The 16,449-nt window shown below is 72.2% G+C and carries 16 protein-coding genes; 9 read left to right on the top strand and 7 right to left on the bottom strand.

What is annotated here, in order from left to right; translation table 11 throughout:
• Positions 1 to 69: 69 nt before the first annotated feature.
• From ACLJOK_RS11005 to ACLJOK_RS10980, 6 genes are all read left to right on the top strand, one after another.
• The gene (locus ACLJOK_RS11005) at positions 70 to 1,038 is read left to right on the top strand and encodes a DUF5715 family protein (protein ID WP_410818074.1); all 969 of its coding nucleotides are present in this window, start codon (positions 70 to 72) and stop codon (positions 1,036 to 1,038) included.
• Positions 1,039 to 1,042: 4 nt separating this feature from the next.
• Positions 1,043 to 2,632: an asparagine synthetase B family protein gene (locus ACLJOK_RS11000; RefSeq protein WP_410818072.1), complete on the top strand. Its 1,590-nt coding sequence runs from the start codon at positions 1,043 to 1,045 to the stop codon at positions 2,630 to 2,632.
• A gap of 387 nt (positions 2,633 to 3,019) precedes the next feature.
• Positions 3,020 to 5,713, top strand: coding sequence for a fibronectin type III domain-containing protein (locus ACLJOK_RS10995; RefSeq protein WP_410818071.1), 2,694 nt, complete (start codon positions 3,020 to 3,022; stop codon positions 5,711 to 5,713).
• 65 nt (positions 5,714 to 5,778) lie between these two features.
• On the top strand, positions 5,779 to 6,657 hold the full coding sequence (locus ACLJOK_RS10990; RefSeq protein WP_410818069.1) for a hypothetical protein: 879 nt from the start codon (positions 5,779 to 5,781) through the stop codon (positions 6,655 to 6,657).
• Positions 6,654 to 7,595 carry a nucleotidyltransferase family protein gene (locus tag ACLJOK_RS10985; protein ID WP_410818068.1) on the top strand — a complete coding sequence of 314 codons (942 nt, stop codon included), beginning with the start codon at positions 6,654 to 6,656 and terminating at the stop codon, positions 7,593 to 7,595. Before ACLJOK_RS10990 ends, ACLJOK_RS10985 begins: the two co-directional genes overlap by 4 nt.
• Positions 7,588 to 8,046 (top strand): lasso peptide biosynthesis B2 protein, encoded by a 459-nt coding sequence (locus ACLJOK_RS10980; RefSeq protein WP_410818066.1) that lies wholly within the window; start codon positions 7,588 to 7,590, stop codon positions 8,044 to 8,046. The genes ACLJOK_RS10985 and ACLJOK_RS10980 overlap by 8 nt, the downstream gene beginning before the upstream one ends.
• Here ACLJOK_RS10980 and ACLJOK_RS10975 read toward each other — a convergent pair.
• The 6 genes from ACLJOK_RS10975 to ACLJOK_RS10950 all read right to left on the bottom strand — a co-directional run bounded on the left by ACLJOK_RS10975 (position 8,034) and on the right by ACLJOK_RS10950 (position 12,545).
• Positions 8,034 to 8,315, bottom strand: a complete 282-nt coding sequence (locus ACLJOK_RS10975) for a PqqD family protein (protein ID WP_410818065.1) — start codon at positions 8,313 to 8,315, stop codon at positions 8,034 to 8,036. The two genes, ACLJOK_RS10980 and ACLJOK_RS10975, sit on opposite strands and share 13 nt — an antisense overlap.
• Positions 8,312 to 9,508, bottom strand: a complete 1,197-nt coding sequence (locus ACLJOK_RS10970) for an asparagine synthase-related protein (protein ID WP_410818063.1) — start codon at positions 9,506 to 9,508, stop codon at positions 8,312 to 8,314. The genes ACLJOK_RS10975 and ACLJOK_RS10970 overlap by 4 nt, the downstream gene beginning before the upstream one ends.
• A 1-nt stretch (position 9,509) precedes the next feature.
• The gene (locus ACLJOK_RS10965; protein ID WP_410818062.1) at positions 9,510 to 10,376 is read right to left on the bottom strand and encodes an ABC transporter permease; all 867 of its coding nucleotides are present in this window, start codon (positions 10,374 to 10,376) and stop codon (positions 9,510 to 9,512) included.
• On the bottom strand, positions 10,373 to 10,987 hold the full coding sequence (locus ACLJOK_RS10960; RefSeq protein WP_410818060.1) for an ATP-binding cassette domain-containing protein: 615 nt from the start codon (positions 10,985 to 10,987) through the stop codon (positions 10,373 to 10,375). Before ACLJOK_RS10960 ends, ACLJOK_RS10965 begins: the two co-directional genes overlap by 4 nt.
• Positions 10,988 to 11,014: 27 nt before the next feature.
• On the bottom strand, positions 11,015 to 11,170 hold the full coding sequence (locus ACLJOK_RS10955) for a lasso RiPP family leader peptide-containing protein (RefSeq protein ID WP_410818059.1): 156 nt from the start codon (positions 11,168 to 11,170) through the stop codon (positions 11,015 to 11,017).
• Between the two features lie 163 nt (positions 11,171 to 11,333).
• Positions 11,334 to 12,545, bottom strand: coding sequence for an SLC13 family permease (locus ACLJOK_RS10950; protein WP_410818058.1), 1,212 nt, complete (start codon positions 12,543 to 12,545; stop codon positions 11,334 to 11,336).
• 276 nt (positions 12,546 to 12,821) lie between these two features.
• On the opposite strand from ACLJOK_RS10950, the gene ACLJOK_RS10945 reads away from it, so the two are divergent.
• Both ACLJOK_RS10945 and ACLJOK_RS10940 read left to right on the top strand, forming a co-directional pair.
• Positions 12,822 to 12,995, top strand: a complete 174-nt coding sequence (locus tag ACLJOK_RS10945) for a DUF1203 domain-containing protein (RefSeq protein WP_410818056.1) — start codon at positions 12,822 to 12,824, stop codon at positions 12,993 to 12,995.
• Positions 12,996 to 13,067: 72 nt separating this feature from the next.
• Complete coding sequence (locus ACLJOK_RS10940) at positions 13,068 to 14,072, top strand: linear amide C-N hydrolase (RefSeq protein ID WP_410818054.1); 1,005 nt, start codon at positions 13,068 to 13,070, stop codon at positions 14,070 to 14,072.
• 75 nt (positions 14,073 to 14,147) lie between these two features.
• Here the strand turns inward: ACLJOK_RS10940 and ACLJOK_RS10935 are convergent, their stop codons facing one another.
• Positions 14,148 to 15,593 (bottom strand): LVIVD repeat-containing protein, encoded by a 1,446-nt coding sequence (locus ACLJOK_RS10935; RefSeq protein ID WP_410818053.1) that lies wholly within the window; start codon positions 15,591 to 15,593, stop codon positions 14,148 to 14,150.
• A gap of 139 nt (positions 15,594 to 15,732) precedes the next feature.
• Here ACLJOK_RS10935 and ACLJOK_RS10930 point away from each other — a divergent pair, with 139 nt between their 5' ends.
• Positions 15,733 to 16,440: a DUF305 domain-containing protein gene (locus ACLJOK_RS10930; protein WP_410818052.1), complete on the top strand. Its 708-nt coding sequence runs from the start codon at positions 15,733 to 15,735 to the stop codon at positions 16,438 to 16,440.
• Positions 16,441 to 16,449: the final 9 nt, after the last annotated feature.

Below are 16,449 nucleotides of genomic sequence, written 5' to 3'. Positions count from 1 at the left end.
CGGTCCCGATGATTACGGTGTGTTTCAGGGCGAACCACCCAGTGCCGTGACCGGAGAGAGGGACCCGTCATGCGAGTGCCCAGCCGTAGCCCGGGACAGCAGCCCGGTTCGCCTCCGTCGCCCACCGCTCCGGCCCGCCGTCGACCCTCCGGCGCTACCCCCCGCCGCGTTCCCGCCCCTGCCCCCGACCTGCCCGCCTACCGGGCCGCCGTCGCCGAACTGCTGGTCGAGGTCGGCGCCCTGGCCGACGCGGCGAGCACCCGGGCCCGGCAGGTGCTCATCGACGAGCGGCTGCGGGAGCCGTCGCTCGCCGCCGTCCTCGACGCCACCCCGCAGGGGCTGATCGGCGCGCGCGAGACGCTGCTGCTGGAGATGGCCCGCTACCAACCGAACGACCGCACCTCGGCGGGTGACCTCAAGGCACTGGTCCGGATCTACCTGCTTTCCCGCATCGACGTGCTGTGGTGGCAGGACGCGCCGACCTTCGTCACCGACGACCAGGTCAACGGCAGCGCCGAGCTGGTCGACCTGGAGTGGCTGCGCCGCCGCGACCTGCTGCGCTTCCGCTACCAGGAGCAGCCCGCCACCATGCTGGGCCGGGCCGCCCGCGGGCTGCGTCGCCGGCTGCGACCCGACGCCACCCCGCGCACCGCGGGGTTGCTGTTCCGCCGCGCCCGACGCGAGGTGGTGGCGCTGCTCAACGACATCGGCCGGGAGTTCACCGCCGTCGCGCCCCCGGCCACCCCGCCGCTCTGGGTGACCAGCCTGGTCCGCAGCGCCGAGCACCAGTACCGGCTGCGCCGCCTGGGCTACGCGGCGATGCTGCCCAGCGGGCACTGCCTCGGCTACTCGGCCGACGTCGAGCTGGCCTGGTTCGAGCGTTTCGGCGCCCGGGACGCCCTCGCGGAGCTGCTGCTGAGCCGGCAGGAGGCCGGTGAGCTGAACGTGATCAACGAGGGGCAGGCCTGGCACCTGTGTCTCGCGCCCACCGCCCGGCGTCGCCTACGCCGGGCGTACGAGGCCGAGATGGGGGCCTGAGCCGGTGTGCGGCATCGCGTTGAGCATCGGCCCCGAGGCCGACCCGGCTACCTTCCGGCGAATGCTCGCCGCCCTGGCCCCACGCGGTGAGGTCACCGAGACCCGCTCCGAGAGCGGGCTGCTCGCCGGCACCCGCCGGCTGCGGGTCGTCGACCGGGACCGGGCGGTGCAACCGTGGACGTCGACCGACGAGCGTTGGCTGCTCTGCTTCAACGGCGAGATCTTCAACTACCGGGAGTTGCGGGCGCAGCTGACCCGCCTGGGTCAGGCCTTCCGCACCGAGAGCGACACCGAGGTGCTGCTCGCGGCGTTTCAGCAGTGGGGCGAGGCGGCGGTGACCCGGCTGCGCGGTGAGTACGCCTTCGTGGTCGTCGAACGGGCCACCGGCCGGGCATATCTGGCCCGCGACCCGCTCGGCGTCAAGCCGCTGTACTGGTCCCGTCGACCCGGCTGCCTGCACCTCGCCTCCGAGGTCAAGGCGCTCGTCGGGCACGGTGCCCCGATCGCCGAGGTGCCGCCCGGGCACCACGGGTGGGCGGAGGCGGACGGGCACGTGCGACTGAGCCCGTACGTCGACCTGCTCACCATCGGCGATGGCCTGCCGGTCGTCGACGACCCGGACGAGGCCGCGCTGCTGGTCCGCGCTGCGCTCAGCGACGCGATCCGGATGCGGGTGGAGACCGACCTGACCGTCGGGGTGGTGCTCTCCGGAGGGCTGGACAGCTCGTTGACCCTGCGGCAGGTGCGCGACATCCACCCGGACTGCGTAGCGGTGACCGTCGGCGTGGCAGACAGCCCCGACGTGGCGTACGCGCGTCGGCTCGCCGCCGACCTCGACGTGCCGCACGTGGTGGTCGAGCTGCGACCGCGTGACATCCGGCTCGCCGACGTCCGCGAGGCCATCCGGATCTCCGAGCTGACCGAGTACGGCGACATCATCAACGCGGTCGTCTCGGTGCCGATCTTCCGGCGGCTCCGCGACCTGGGCATCAAGGTGGTGCTGACCGGCGACGGCTCCGACGAGCTGTTCGGCGGGTACCCGATGTACCACCAGGTCGCCCCGGCGGCGGCCCGCCGACTGTTCCTGCACCGGATCCGCAACCTGTGCCGCACCGAGTTGCAGCGGGTCGACCGGGCCGCCATGGCGCACGGCGTGGAGGCCCGGGTGCCGTTCCTCGACCTCAGCGTGGTGGAGCTGGCGATGCGGTTGCCGGTGGATCTGAAGCTACGCCACGGGCAGGAGAAGTGGACCGTCCGGCGGGCGTTCGCCGACGTGCTGCCCGACTACATCCTCCGCCGTCCGAAGAACCCGATGTCGTACTCGACGGGGTTGCACGAGCGGGTCCGGCTCTACAAGCCGCTCTTCGCCCGGCTGCACCGCTCGTTCGGCTACGACCTCCAGGAGCCGGTCCGTCGAGACTTCGACACCGTGCTCAGCCGCTGCGGCAACGACCTGGACCGGGCCATCGCCGACGGGCTGAGCCGACCCGACTACACGGTCCTGGAGCACGCCCGCGACCTGGTCGGCGCGGCCAAGTGGAACGCCGCGCCGATGGTCCGCCGGCTGGTCGGCCCGCGCCCGGCCCGGCACTGACGGTTTGTGTCGCCCTCAAGGAGTCGGGTCTCACCCTGGACCAGGAGGGCGCGACCGTCGAAGAGGCTGTCGACGTGGCGGTGGTGGACCTGCCGTCGCGTCGGACGCACGAAGGACGCGACGGCAGTCGGGATCCGGACAGGCTCTGCCCATGGCAGGACACTTTCCGCACCTGAATATCGCCTGAACTGGGAAAACTGGTAGGAGTGGATAGAGGTCCGTCACTCAACACGTGAACGCCGTTCCGTGCGTGACGGTCCGATTTCCGCCAGTCGCCCTGCGGCCGGGGGTAGCAGGCGCGTGGCCGCCACGCACGATCAGTCGGTCGCCTGTCTTCCTCTCCCCGTCCGCTGTGGTCCTCATCCTCGGGAGAGGGAGAAAACATCCATGTCCCCAGTGATCCGTGCCCGTCCACGGGCCGTCACGGCATGCGCCGCCATCCTGGCGCTGTTCGTCAGCCTGCTAGTCGCCCCCACCACGGCCTCGGCCCGCGCCTCCAGTCGTGCCCCCACACCCGCGTCGGCACCGGTGGCAGCGCCGGCCGTCGCCATGGAGCGGATCGCCGAGGCGGCCGCCCCGGCGCAGCCACCGGCGGCCCCGCCCGCCCCTACCGCCTCCTGGCGCGCCGGCACGGCGACGGTGAACTGGAAGGCGCCCGCTGACCGCGGCTCGGCCCTCACCGGCTACGTGGTCACGCCGTACCGCGATGGCAAGAAGGCGAAGGCGGTGACCTTCGACGCGTCGAAGACCAGCCAGAAGATCGAGGGTCTGACCGCCAAGGGCACCTATACCTTCACCGTCGCGGCGAAGAACGCGGAGGGCACCGGCCCGGCCAGCAAGCGCTCCAAGGCCGCCAAGATCATGGCGTTGCCGGGCGCGCCCACCGTCATCGCGGTCACCGCCGACACCGCCACCGCCCTGCTGAGCTGGACCCCCGGCCCCAACGGCGGCTCACCGATCACCAACTACATCGTCACACCCTGGGTCGGCGGAATCCGTCAGCCCGCGCAGACGTTCGGGCCGTCCACCAACAACACCGTGACCGGGCTGGTTCCCACCACCACCTACCGGTTCACGGTGGCCGCCCGCACCGCCGAGGGCACCGGTCCCGACTCCGCCCTGTCGGACCCGGTGACCGCGAACCTGTCGCCCACGCTGCTGTTCGATCACCCGGACCAGGCGACCGTCGGGATCGCGTACGTCGCCACCCTGAACGTCACCCACGGGGTCCCACCGTATGTCTGGAGCGTCGACTCGGGCACTCTGCCGCCCGGTCTCCTGCTCAACCCGGTCACCAACGGTATCTCGGGCGTCCCGACCACCGCAGGGGTCTATCCCGTGGTGATCCGCGTGAACGACTCGAACGGCCAGACCGGCACCCGCCTGATCAGTTTGGTGGTCAACAAGGCGCCCGTCCTGAGCTTCCCGCCGCCACCGCTGGGCGAGGTCGGCGCTCCCTACGCGGAGCAGCTCAACGTGATCGGCGGCACCGCGCCGTTCACCTGGTCGCTGGCCACCGGCGCACTGCCGCCCGGGTTGACCCTCGACTCGGCCAGCGGTCTGCTGTCCGGCCGGCCGACCCAGGTGGGTGCCTACCCGGCGACGGTCCGGGTGACCGACGCCAACGGCCAAACTGCCACCCGGGCGATCCGCATCCTGGTCCAGGCGGCCAGCGTGGCCATCCTGACCGCGTCGACGAACGTCACCACCTTCGGCACCCCGGTGCACTTCGAGGTCATCGTCGGCCCCGGCGTCGCCGAGGGGAGCGTCACCCTCATCGACGAGCTGCCCAACGGGGTGGAGACCCCGCTCGGTACCTTCCCCGTGGTGCTCAACACGGCTTCCTTCGATCTATACGTGCCGGCGTTCGGGCACAATCGATTCCGGGCGCAGTACGACGGGACCGCTCCGCTGGGTGAAGCGGTGTCCAACGAGGTCATTATCGAGGTCTCGGCGGCGCCCCGACAGGTGGTCATCGACCAGTTCGCACAGTCCGGCATCAGCGGCCTCAGCGACCAGTTCGTCTCGGTGGTCAACAGCACCTCGATCAACCTGCCGATTGCCGGTTTCAGGGTCGAGGCGCCGGGCGGCTTGTCCATTACCATCCCGGGCTCGGCGCGGCCGTTGGCGCCCCGACGGGGCTATCTGATCGCGGCAGCCAACTATTCGCTGAACAACATCCAACCCGACCTCATCGTCCCCAGCCTCGGCCAGGGCGGGCTGCGGCTGGTCGCGCCGGACGCGGCGAGCACGGTCACCGACCGGGCGGGCTCGACGCCGGGCTTCTCCGAGGGCCCGCCACTGCCGGCCTTCAACGCACCGCCGTTCGTTCCCCACTCCTGGAACCGGCTCCGGGTCGCCAGCAACCTCCAGGACACCGCCAACAACGTGGCCGACTTCCGGCTGGTCGCCACCGTGCTCGGGCCGATCAACGGGGTCCCGTCCACGCTTGGCAGCCCGTCGCCACAGAACACGCTCGGCACCTACCAGCAGAACGCCTCCCTCCAGTCGACGTTGTTCGACCCGAACGTGGCCGTGTCGGCTGCTCCCAACCGGGTCCGCACGCCGAACAGCCTGGTGATCCGGCGGACGCTGACCAACCGGTCCAACGCCGCCATCACTCAGGCCCGGATTCGGATCACCTCACTGAGCGCGGAGAACGGGGCGCCGTACCCCGGTGCTCCGTCGCCGGTGGTGCACTCCAACCTCCGGCTGGTCAACCCGGTCAACCCGACCACGCCGATCATCATCAGTGACGGTCGGACGCTCCTGTCCCGGAATCTGTCCATGGATTCACCGGCGACCGCCCCGCCAGGTGGTGGGCTGGGCACGACGCTGACGATTCCGTTCGACCTGGGTGGTCTGGCGCCGGGTGCGTCGATCCACATCGCGTTGAGCTTCGCGGTCGACACACCCGGATCGTGGTGGGTGGCGTACGACGTGGACGCGATCGGCGGGGGAACGGTCCCGAGAGTGGCTCCCTCGGCGAAGGGTGCCAAGGCGACGAAGCAGCGGGCGGCGGACGCCAAGCGGCTGGCGGAGTCGCGCAGGTTGAGCGTCGACAGCGGCACTCTGCGCTGACGCTCGTCGTTTTAGGGTGCGGGTGGCGCGTCATCACGAGCGCCACCCGCACCGTGCCGCTGTCCATGATCGTTGAGCAGTCGATGAGCGGGGAGACCATGTCGACACCCGGACGAGGCGTCTACGGGCTGAGGGTGCACGGCCTGGACAAGGTGTCCGAGCTGTTGCCGGCCGAGGATGCCGCGCTCGGGTGGCCCACCGTGCGGATCCGCCAACTCGACGCGCCGCCACCGCCGCCGGTGCCGCTCGACGACCGACGGGGCACCCGGGTCCTCGCTGACGGGCGGACCCTCGCCCTCGACCGGCTGGGGGGCACCGCCACCTTTTATGGCCCTGCGCTCACCCCGGACGTGTTGGCCCACCCGTACCTCGCGCCGGTGGCGACGACCGTCAACCGGTGGGCCGGGCGGGAAACGTTCCACAGCGGAGCGTTCGTGCTCGCCGGGCGGGCCTGGGCGCTGCTTGGCCCGCGTACCGCGGGCAAGAGCAGCCTGCTCGCCGCCCTGGCCGCCCGGGGCGTGCCGATCCTGACCGACGACATCCTGGTCGTCGACGGCGCCGAAGCGTTCGCCGGACCCCGTTGCGTCGACCTGCGGCAGCCCGTGCCGGGCGCGGCGCTGCCCACCTGGCCGGTCCGGGCCGGCGACCGGCTGCGCGTCGGGCTGCCCCCGATCCAGCCCCGCGTTCCACTGGGCGGCTGGCTTTTCCTGCGCTGGGGTGGAGCGGTCACCCTGACCCGACTGTCCGGGACCACCCTGCTGGCCCGGCTTGCCGGGCAACGGTCCTTCGGTCAGTTGCGCTCCGATCCAGCCGCGCTGCTGTCGATCGCTGCCCTGCCGGCGTGGGACCTGACCCGCCCGCGCGACTGGGCCGCTCTCGATGACACCCATCGGCTGCTCGCCGACACCATTCTCGCTGGCCAGACCGTGGGGGCGCCCCGGTGACCGGGCTGCCGCAGGCGATCCGCTGCCTGAACCTCGACGCGGCCGCCGTGACCGTGAGCGCGGCGCTGGCCGAGCGGGGCGTTGAAGCCATCCTGCTCAAGGGCTCCGGCCTGGCCCACCGGCTGGGCCAGGAGCGGCACCGGGTCTACACCGACGTCGACCTACTCGTCGCCCCCGCGACGTTCGATCGGGCCCAGCGGGCGCTCGCCGATCTGGGCTGCCGCAGCGCATTCCCGGAGGGACGCCCCGACCGCCGGTCGCAGTGGTACGAGCAACCCTGGCGGCTGCCCGGCGCTCTGCCGCTCACCGTCGATCTGCACCGGGGGTTTCACGGAGTGGCCGACGCCGAGGCGCTGTGGACCGTACTGGCCGGCTCGGCAGAGCGCATCGCGTTGGCCGGCGGCACCGTCGTCGTACCGGACGAGGCGGGCGCCGCACTGCTGGTGGCGCTGCACGCCGCCGCGCCGGGGCGGTCCGACCGGCCACGTACTGATCTGTTGCGGGCCTTGGACGTCTTTCCCGCCGACGTCTGGCGGGCCGCGGCCACCCTGGCCGCAGGGACCGGCGCCGTCCCGTCGTTCGCGCTCGGCCTGAGCCTGGCGCCGGCCGGCGCGGCGCTGGGTGTGGCACTGGGCCTGCCCGGGGTCAGCCCGGCGGCGCTGTGGCTGCGGGCCCACCGAGCATCACCCGAGGCTGTGGTGATGGCCCAGCTCGCCGAGTTGCCCACCCTGCGCGGTCGGATGCGCCACCTCGGTCCGCGACTGTTTCCGACGTCGGCGTCGATGCGGCACGGCAGCCGGGTGGCCCGCCACGGCCCGATCGGGCTGCTGGTGGCGTACCTGGCCCGGCTGGCCCGCAAGGCAGGGCGGCTCCCGGCCGCGGTGGCCGAGCTGCGCGACGCGGAGCGCCTTCGGCAGCGGGGGAGCGACGGTGGCTGACGCCGGGGCAGCCACGGCGGCCGGCCGGACAGGATCGGCGCTGCGCGCTCTGGTGCGCCTGGTCCGGCGAGGCGGGCTGCCGGCGGTGCGGACCGCACTGTGGACGGGCCTCGCGGTGCGCTCGGTTCGTCGCCAGCTCACCCGGCGCGATCTGGCGTCCGTTCGGCTGCCGGCCGCACCGCCGGGCGCGGGGGCCCACCGCCAGGTCGTGCTGGGCGTGCTGCGCCGCACTGACGCCAACTGCCTGCAACGGTCGCTCGTGCTGCAACGCTGGTACGCCGGTCAGCGGATCCGCCGCGCCGTGGTGATCGGAGTGACACCGCCCAGCACCGGCTTCCACGCCCACGCCTGGCTGGACGGCGAGACCGACGCCGAGCGGGAGGAGATGACGGAGATCCTGCGCCGTCCGACGCCCGAGCACTGGCTGGCGGGGCCCGGTCAGGCGCGCTGAAGCAGCAGCCCGTGCCCGCGCAGGTCATCCAGGAAGGCGGCCACGTCGGCATCGGCCCGTTCCCGGTCCACAGCTGTGGCATCAACCAGCATGGTGACCAGCTCGGTGCTGGTGGCACCGGCCACCAGCCGCTGCCAGAGCAGCGCGCCGGAGGACGCCAAACCGAAGTAGACGGAGTTTCCGGTGTCCAGCACCACCACCTCGTCGCCGGCCACCCGCCAGGCGACCCGATCCAGGTCGACCCGGTGCACGATCTCCTGCTGCGTCACGACCTGACCTCCACGTCGATGTCGGGACCCGCCGGATGGACCGGCCGGGTCAGTGAACCGGTCAGCCGGGTGGGGTTGGCCGGCTCGGTGGCGCCGCCCGGGTTCGCGGCCAGCCAGAGCTGTTGCACCAGGCTGGCGGTACCCCCGGGGATCGGCCAGCGGGACCACAGGGCGCGCAGCGTGTCCGGGTCCACCAGATCGGTGTCGGCGCCGGTGCCGTCCCAGGAGCGCACGAACTCCCGCGTCGGCTCCCGGAGGAACACCTCACGGAACCGGGCCTTCCGGCGCGGCGCGATGACCACGGCCGGCAGGAGATCCCGGACGATCTCCGCGAGCAGCTCATCCCGGCTGACACCGCGGCGATCGCCGGCGTGCAGCGCCAGTGCGGCCAAGAATCGCTCGTCGAGTAGCGGTTGAATCGCCGTGGCCTGATGATCGGCGGCCAGGGCGGCCAGCGCCGAGCAGGTCATCAGCAGATCTCGGCGCCGGGTGTGCCAGTAGATCCGCTGCCGCAGCCGGCGCGGCTCGGCGCGCTCCTCCGCGCGGGACGCCCGGTGCACGCTCCGGGCCACCTCCGGACGCAGCCAGCCGAACACCTCGGTCGGCCGCCGCCTGGTACGCGCCGCGTGCCGTAGCCACCCCAGGCGGGCACGGAGCGAGGCTGCCGGTGGGCGGCGCCACCCGGCCAGGACCTGGTCGCCGCCCCCGCCGGTGAGCAGCGAGCCGCCGGTGGCCAGTTCGGCGAGAGGTAGGTGCAGGTGCAGGTTGACCGGATGGACCACCCCGTACCGGCGCAACAGCCGGCGGGCCACCGGCCCGACCAGATCCAGCTCGTCTTCGGCCCGGAGGATCTGCCACGACTCGCCGACCCGCAACGCTCGGATCACCCGCTCCTGCCAGTCCGACTCGTCGGCCCGGGGCGCCCCGGTGAACCGCCAGGTGACCGGCACCGGGTCCGGCAGCCCTTCCCGGCGAGCGGCCCGGACGGCCACCGCCAGGACCAGCGACGAGTCCAACCCGCCGGAGAAGCTGACAACGCACGGCGGCCGGGACAGGCCGGCGAGCATCGCGGCGTCGAGCGCGCCGAGTGGGTCGGGCAGACCGCTCGGCAGGGGCCGGCGCGGTGCTGGCGCGTCGACGCCCAGCACCGTTCCGGTGCAGATGTCGAAAGGGGTCGGGCGGAGCACGGTCACCTCAATCCCGCTTCAGGGTGCCGCGGCGGGCGGCGATCCGTAGCGCCCGACCGAACGCCCAACTCGCCGCCGGCAGCAACAGCACGGTGGTCGCGAGCAGCGCGCCGGCCGTCGCGGCCCACTCGCCGCCGGCCAGCGCGGAGCGCAGCCCGTCCAGGGCGATCCGGCTGGGCAGCACGACGGTCAGCGCGGGCAGTGGGCCGGGTAGCTCGGAGACCGGAAAGTACGTGCCGGACACGAAGGCGAGCCCGACGACGAAGAGTCGAGCGGCACCGTCGCCGTGCCCGACCGCGATGGTGAACGCGGCCAGGGCGATGCCGACGCCCATCATGGCGGCGCTGCCGGCGACCAGCACCACCAGCACGCCCCACCAGTCGGCGTGCTCGGTGCGCAGGCCGAGCACGGTGCCGAGGATCGTCAGGTAGACGCCGGAGCGCAGCAGGACGAACAGGAACGGGTAGCCGGCGGTTCCGATGGCGAGCGCCCAGACCGGGACGGGTTGGGCGGCCAGCAGTTCCAGCGTCCCATTGCGCTGTTCCCGGATCACCCGACTGGTCAACTGTGTGCTGGCCGCCTGAAGGACGAGCAGGAAGGTGATGCCGACCGCCACGAAGTCGAAGTAGCTGGGCGAGCGGGCGAGGTCGGTGCCGACGGACGGGGTCAACACCCGCGAGATGAACAGGAAGACGACCAGGTTCACCACCCCGAACGCCAGGTCCAGCAGGAGCGGTAGCCGGAACTGCCGAGGGTCGCCGAGGTCGCGGCGAATCAGGGAGAGGACCATGCCGAGCGCGCTGGCCCGGCCCGCCCTGCCGGCCCGACGGTCGGTGGCGCGGCTGGCAATCGCGGCCGGGGCCGTCGGCGTCATGGCGCCACCGCGAGTGTCACGGCGGAATCGCACCGGCGCCGGTCGTCGGCGTCGTGTGACGCGATCACGCAGGTCATCTCGGGTCGTCGGCCCAGCGCCTCCCACAGCAGTAGCCGTGCCCGGTCGTCAAGTGACCGGCCCGGCTCGTCGAGCAGCAGCAGGGCGGGCCCGGCCACGAGGGATCGCGCGATGCTCACTCGTGCCCGCATCCCCGCCGAGCAGCGTTCCATCGGCAGGGTGGCGTAGCCGGTCAGGTCGAGCTCCTGCTCCATGGTGGCGACGGCCGGGCCGACGGCTCGGCGCGGCAGCCGGAGCCGGGCGATGAGAGCCAGGTTCTCCCGTGCCGACAGCTTCTCGTACAGGCCCTGCTCCGGGGCGAGGCAGACGCCGGTCAGGCGGCGAGCGGGCAGCGAGCCGACCGGGTGGCCGCCGACGGTGGCCTGCCCGGCGCTGAGAGTCAGCGTGCCGGACAGGCACCGCAGCAGAGTGGTCTTGCCGGATCCGTTGCTGCCGCCCAGAAAGAGCCGGGCACCCACCGGGACGTCGAGGTCGAGGTCGGCGAAAATCACCCGACGGCCGAATCGACGCTGGGCCCGACGGATCGCCAGCATCGGCGGTGATCCCACTGGCAAGGCCGGTCAGAGTGAGCCGTCGCCCCCGCCGCCCAGGCCGTCGTCGGGGCCCACCGTGCCGCCCTTGGTCAGTTCGGCGAGCGTGCCCAGGCGTTGGATCGTCGGCGGCCGATAGTCCGGGACGGTCGTCTCTGCGGTGTCCAGCTCGCGATGCGAAGTCATTGGTTCTCCCCTGCTCATATCGGTGTCTTGGCCAGCATAAGCGGTCATCTACCCCAGCTTGGCCATAACACGACGTGGAGGGTTCAAACTCGCAGAAGTCCGAAATTCCTTCGACCGGTGTGTGGCTCGGCGGCGTATGGCCGGCTCCTGGAGCACGTGCTGCTCAGCTCACCAGTAGCAGCGCGCCGACCGCGGCGAGCGTGGCGGTGACCGCGAGCAGGGTGCTGGTCAGCACGAACCGGGTCAGCGGCACCGCCACCCCGGCCGCCCGGCAGCGCTCGAACCACAGCAAAGTGGCCAGTGACGCCCAGGGAGCGGCCAGCGGGCCGACGTTGGTGCCGATCAGCAGGGCCAGCAGGCGGGTGTGGTCACCGGTCGGCAGCACCGACTCGCCGGCCAGGTAGGCGGGCAGGTTGTTCACCGCGTTGGCGAGCAGCGCTCCGGTGCCACCGGCGCGCAGGGCGCCCAGCGCGCCACCGTCGGCGCCGACCAGGGCACCGACCAGGTCGTCCAGCCCGTGCCGGCCGAGGGTCTGCACCACCAGGAACAGGCCGGTGACGAAGAACAGCAGGCGCACCGGGACCAGCCCCGGGCGCAGCGTGGCGGGGGAGCGGACCAGAAAGCCGACCAGTACCAGCGCGAGCCCGACGGTGGAGGCGATCTCGATCTCCACGCCGGCGAGGATGCCGGCGACGAAGATCAGGCAACCGGCGAGCGCCGTACGGTGCAGCACCGGGTCGGCCGGCACGTGCCGGGTCGGCGGGACGAAACGCCCACCGAGGGGCCGCTCCCTCCGCCACCACCCGAACCAGAGCAGGGCCATGGTGACCGCCACGGCGGCTAATTGCGGCAACGCCATCCGAGCCGCGTACGCCAGGGGTGCCAGCCCGACCCGGTCGGCGGCGAGCAGGTTGGTCAGGTTGGACACCGGCAGCAGCAGGCTCGCGGTGTTCGCCAGCCAGACCGTGGTGACGGCGAGCGGGGCGGCGGGGATCCGCAGGTTCCGGGCCAGCGCGAGCAGCACGGGGGTGAGCAGCACAGCGGTGGTGTCGAGGTTGAGCACGAGGGTGGTGAGCGTGGCGAGGCCGCCGCAGAGCAGGAACAGCGCTGCCCAACTGCCCCGGGAGGCGATGGCCAGTCGGCTGGCCAGCACGTCGAAGACACCGGCCACGGCGGTCAGCTCGGCGAGCACGATCACGGTGCCGAGAAAGAGCAGCAGCGGCAGGATCCGGTGCAGGGTGGCGGTGGTCTCCGCGCGGGGGAGCAGCCCGCTCAGCGCGCAGGCCGCGCCGACCACGGCGAGGACGGCCGCCACCAGGTCCAGCGGGTGGGGTCGCCAGCGCGTGGTCGGTTCGGGCGGGGCGGCAACTGTCACGTCTGTTCACGTTGGCACAGGGCCTGGCCAGCCGTTTCGCAACCCCCGTCCTGGTGACGGGCCCCACGGTTTCGCCCGAGAACTCGTTGTCACACCCGATCCGGGCCCGTCACGTCCGGCAACGCCAGAGGGGGGAGCCGTCGCTCTTCGGCTACGCGCCACCGGTCGCCACCGGTCCGTACCGGGAGGTCGGCCCGATCTTCGCGCACGCCGTCGCCTGACCGGGTCCGGTCGACGCGGGCGGCTACCCACCCGCCTGGCCGGGGGCGAACCCAGGTGCTGCGGGCGTACGACCGGCAGGGTCGGATCCACGGTGGCCGGCTGCACGACGGCACGGACCCGGAGGCGGTGATCAGCGAGCTGTTCGCCGACGCGGCGGTGCACCAGCTGCACAGCCGCAACGTGGTGTACGGCTGCTTCATGTTCGCCGTGGAGCGGGCCGACAGGTGACGCCACCAGCCGCACCGGGCGGCGCAGGCGAGCAACCGTCGATCGGCCCCATCGCGTCCTATGGATATGCGCATGACCCTGCCGGCCGCCGCGACGGCCCTCCTGCTTGCCCTGACCTCCTGTGCCCCGTCAGAGCCGCCGGGGCCGCCGGAGCCGTCGCGCGTCGGCCCGCCGTCGGCCACCCCGGCCGCCTCCCGCCAGGACCCGGAGCAGGCCGAGCGGACCATGGCCAGCCTGCGCCGGGTGGACGACCTGCCGCTGTACGAGATGACCTACGTCGGGGCGTACGACCCGACGGTGGGCACCGACGCGCCGCCACCCAGCCCGTTCGGGTGCTCGCTGTTCGTCGCCGCGGGCGACCCCGACCGGCCGGTGTTCGCCCGCAACTTCGACTGGGACGCCAACCCGGCGCTGGTGCTGCGGACCGACCCGCCGGACGGGTACGCGTCCCTCTCGCTTGTCGACATCTCCTACCTCGGGGTCGGTGCGGACCCGGCCGGTGACCGTCGGCTGCTCAACGCGCCGCTGCTGCCCTTCGACGGGATGAACGAGCGGGGCCTCGCGGTGGGGCTGGCCGCCGACGACGCGGCCACGGCCCGCCCCGTGCCGGGCAAACCCACCGTCGGCTCGGTCCGGATCCTGCGGCTGGTGCTGGACCGGGCCGCCACCGTCGACGAGGCGATCGCCGTCTTCACCGGGCACAACCTCGACTTCGACGGCGGGCCGCCATTGCACTACCTGCTGGCCGACGCGACCGGAGCGTCAGCGGTGATCGAGTTCGTCGATGGTGAGCTGCGGGTGGAACGGGGCGCGGGCGGCTGGCAGGCACTGACGAACGTGCCGGTCGTCGGGGTGCCCGAGCAGCGGCGGCGTGCGGACCGCCGGTACGGGCAGATCGCCGCCGCGCTGACCGACGCCGGCGGGGTGCTGGACGTCGCCGCGGCGCACCGGCTGCTCGCCACCGTCCGTCAGGGGCACACCCGCTGGTCCGTCACGTACGGCCTGCGCAGCGGCGAGGTCCGGCTGGTCACCGCGACCGGTGCGGGCGAGCGGCGCTACCGACTGCCGATGAGCTGACGGGTCGGCTCTCCCGGACGTGGCCGGGCCCGGCCCCCGACGATCGGGGACCGGGCCCGGTGTGGTGCGCGGCGCCTACCAGCCCAGGTAGCTGGGCTGGGTCTGCACGTTGAGCTCCTGGTAGCGGGTCAGCTTGGCCGACCAGGTACGCCAGTCGTTCAGCTCCAGGACGTCCAGACCCTTCACCATGTCGTTCGAGTAGATGTGGCCGTTGTAGTAGTACGCGGACCAGGTGCCGCCGCCGACGAACGTGTCGGCCGAGAGCGGGCCGCGCTCCCAGAAGGCGATCTCCTTCGGGTTGGCCGAGTCGGTGAAGTCGAACACCGAGATGCCACCCTGGTACCACGCCTGGACCATGATGTCCTTGCCGAGCACCGGGATCAGCGAGCCGTTGTGCGCCACGCAGTTCTCGGTGTCGGCGTTCGCCCGGGGGATCTTGTAGTAGCTGCGGAAGGTCATCGTCCGGGCGTTGCCGCGGCCGGCGATGTCGTAGATGGCGTCCGCGCCGCGGTTCGGGCCGACGGTCTCGTTGCAGGTCGCCGCCCCGCCACCACCCAGCTCGTCGGTGAAGATCACCTTGGTGCCGGCGTTGTTGAAGGTGGCCGAGTGCCAGAACGCGAAGTTGACCTCGTCCCGGACCCGGTTGATGACCCGGGGGGCCTCGCGGTTCTTGATGTCGAGCAGGATGCCGTCACCCATGCAGGCGCCGGCGGCCAGGTCCTTCGAGGGGTAGGCGGTGATGTCGTGGCAACCGGTGGTCGCCGAGCCGGTCTGGCTGCCGGGGAAGCCGCCGTCCGGGAAGAGGTTCGGCGTCGCGACCACTGCCGCGTCGGTCGGCTTCTTCACCGGCACCTTGATGATGGAGATGGAGTCGTGCGGCGGCTGGCAGTCCGGGAATTCGGCCCGCGGGCTGTACGACGAGACGTACAGGTAGACGGCCTTGCGGTCCTTGCCCGGCACCAGGGTGTGGGTGTGGGAGCCGCACGCCGTCTCGACGGACTTGATGTAGCGCGGGTTGGCCTTGTCCTTGATGTCGAAGACCTTGATGCCCTCCCACGAGCCCTTCACGTCCGCTCCCTGCGTGGTGCTGTTGCAGGAGTCGTCGCTGCGGGACGAGTCGGTGGAGAGGAACAGCAGGTCACCGTGGACGGAGATGTCGTTCTGCGACCCCGGGCAGAGCACCCGGGCCTTGACCGTCGGGGCGCTGGGCCGCGAGATGTCGTAGATGACGAAGCCGTTGTAGTTGCCGGCGAACGCGTACTTGCCCTGGAAGGCGATGTCGCTGTTCGTCGCGTCCAGTGGAGCGACCTTGGGCACGTTGGCGATCTGGCGCAGGTTGGGGCTGCTCACGATCTGGTCGACGCCGGGGATCGTGTTGGTGAGCGCGGGGGCCGGGGCCGCCTGCGACACCGTCTGGGCGTTGCTCGCCGGGGCGACGAGGGCGCTGGCGACGAGGAGGCCGGTCGTGGCGAGCGCCACGACACGCAGTTGTCGTAACCGTGGCTTGTGGAATCTGATCATCGGCGGGGGCCCTTCGCAAGGGGGAGACGATGGTTGACACGTTACCGTCCGACGAAGAACGTCGATGTGAGCTGGATCACATGAAAGCGGGTTCTTCAATAGATAACATCGCGGTGACCTCGACTGCAGGGAGTGGCCCATGACCAACCGGCGCGCACGCATCCTGACGGTCGTCACACTGGCTCTCGCGTTGCCGCTGGTGGTGTTCATGGTGATCCGCCTCGACGGCGACACCGGTACGAGCGCGCCGCAGCCGGTCTCCGCGCCCGCCACCTCCGCCGCGTCGCCGACGGCCAGCCCCGTCCCCACCGACCTGACCGTCATCGCGCCCGGCCGTCCGGGCGAGACGGCGGCCACCCGCCCGGCGCACGAGGTCCGCGACGCCGGTCCCGCCCCGCACAACTCGCTGGACGTCTGGTTCGTCCGGATGATGATCCCGCACCACGCGCAGGCCCTGGCGATGGCGGAGCTCGCCCCCGACCGGGCCGCCGACCCCGACGTCCGCGCCATCGCCGAGCGCATCCGGGCCAGCCAGGGGCCGGAGATGGGCATGATGCGCGGCTGGCTGCAGACCCGTGGCCTCCCGGCGGAGGTGCAGGGGCACGACCACGGCACCATGCGCGGCATGCAGTCGCCGGAGGCGATGCGCCAACTCGCCGCGACCCGTGGCGCTGACTTCGACAGGCTCTTCGTCCGCATGATGACCGAGCACCACCAGGGCGCGATCGAGATGGCCACCAACCTGCTCACTGTCGGCTCCGACCTGACGCTCAACGAGTTCGCCAACTCCGTCGCCACCGAGCAGACCGTCGAGATCGACCGCATGCGCCAGGTCCTCGGCGGCTGACCCCGGGCG

Origin of the sequence: Micromonospora sp. 050-3, from assembly GCF_046549335.1 — a bacterium.
GTDB lineage: Bacteria > Actinomycetota > Actinomycetes > Mycobacteriales > Micromonosporaceae > Micromonospora > Micromonospora trifolii.
Note: the sequence above shows the minus strand (reverse complement) of the source record. Positions and strands in the feature narration are given on the sequence as shown.

Bases quoted from the DNA above. Each gene is read 5' to 3' on its own strand.
- ACLJOK_RS11005 (WP_410818074.1), top strand. From the start codon at position 70: ATGCGAGTGCCCAGCCGTAGCCCGGGACAGCAGCCCGGTTCGCCTCCG.
- ACLJOK_RS10995 (WP_410818071.1), top strand. From the start codon at position 3,020: ATGTCCCCAGTGATCCGTGCCCGTCCACGGGCCGTCACGGCATGCGCC.
- ACLJOK_RS10990 (WP_410818069.1), top strand. From the start codon at position 5,779: ATGATCGTTGAGCAGTCGATGAGCGGGGAGACCATGTCGACACCCGGA.
- ACLJOK_RS10965 (WP_410818062.1), bottom strand. From the start codon at position 10,376: ATGACGCCGACGGCCCCGGCCGCGATTGCCAGCCGCGCCACCGACCGT.
- ACLJOK_RS10960 (WP_410818060.1), bottom strand. From the start codon at position 10,987: ATGCTGGCGATCCGTCGGGCCCAGCGTCGATTCGGCCGTCGGGTGATT.
- ACLJOK_RS10955 (WP_410818059.1), bottom strand. From the start codon at position 11,170: ATGACTTCGCATCGCGAGCTGGACACCGCAGAGACGACCGTCCCGGAC.
- ACLJOK_RS10940 (WP_410818054.1), top strand. From the start codon at position 13,068: ATGACCCTGCCGGCCGCCGCGACGGCCCTCCTGCTTGCCCTGACCTCC.
- ACLJOK_RS10935 (WP_410818053.1), bottom strand. From the start codon at position 15,593: ATGATCAGATTCCACAAGCCACGGTTACGACAACTGCGTGTCGTGGCG.
- ACLJOK_RS10930 (WP_410818052.1), top strand. From the start codon at position 15,733: ATGACCAACCGGCGCGCACGCATCCTGACGGTCGTCACACTGGCTCTC.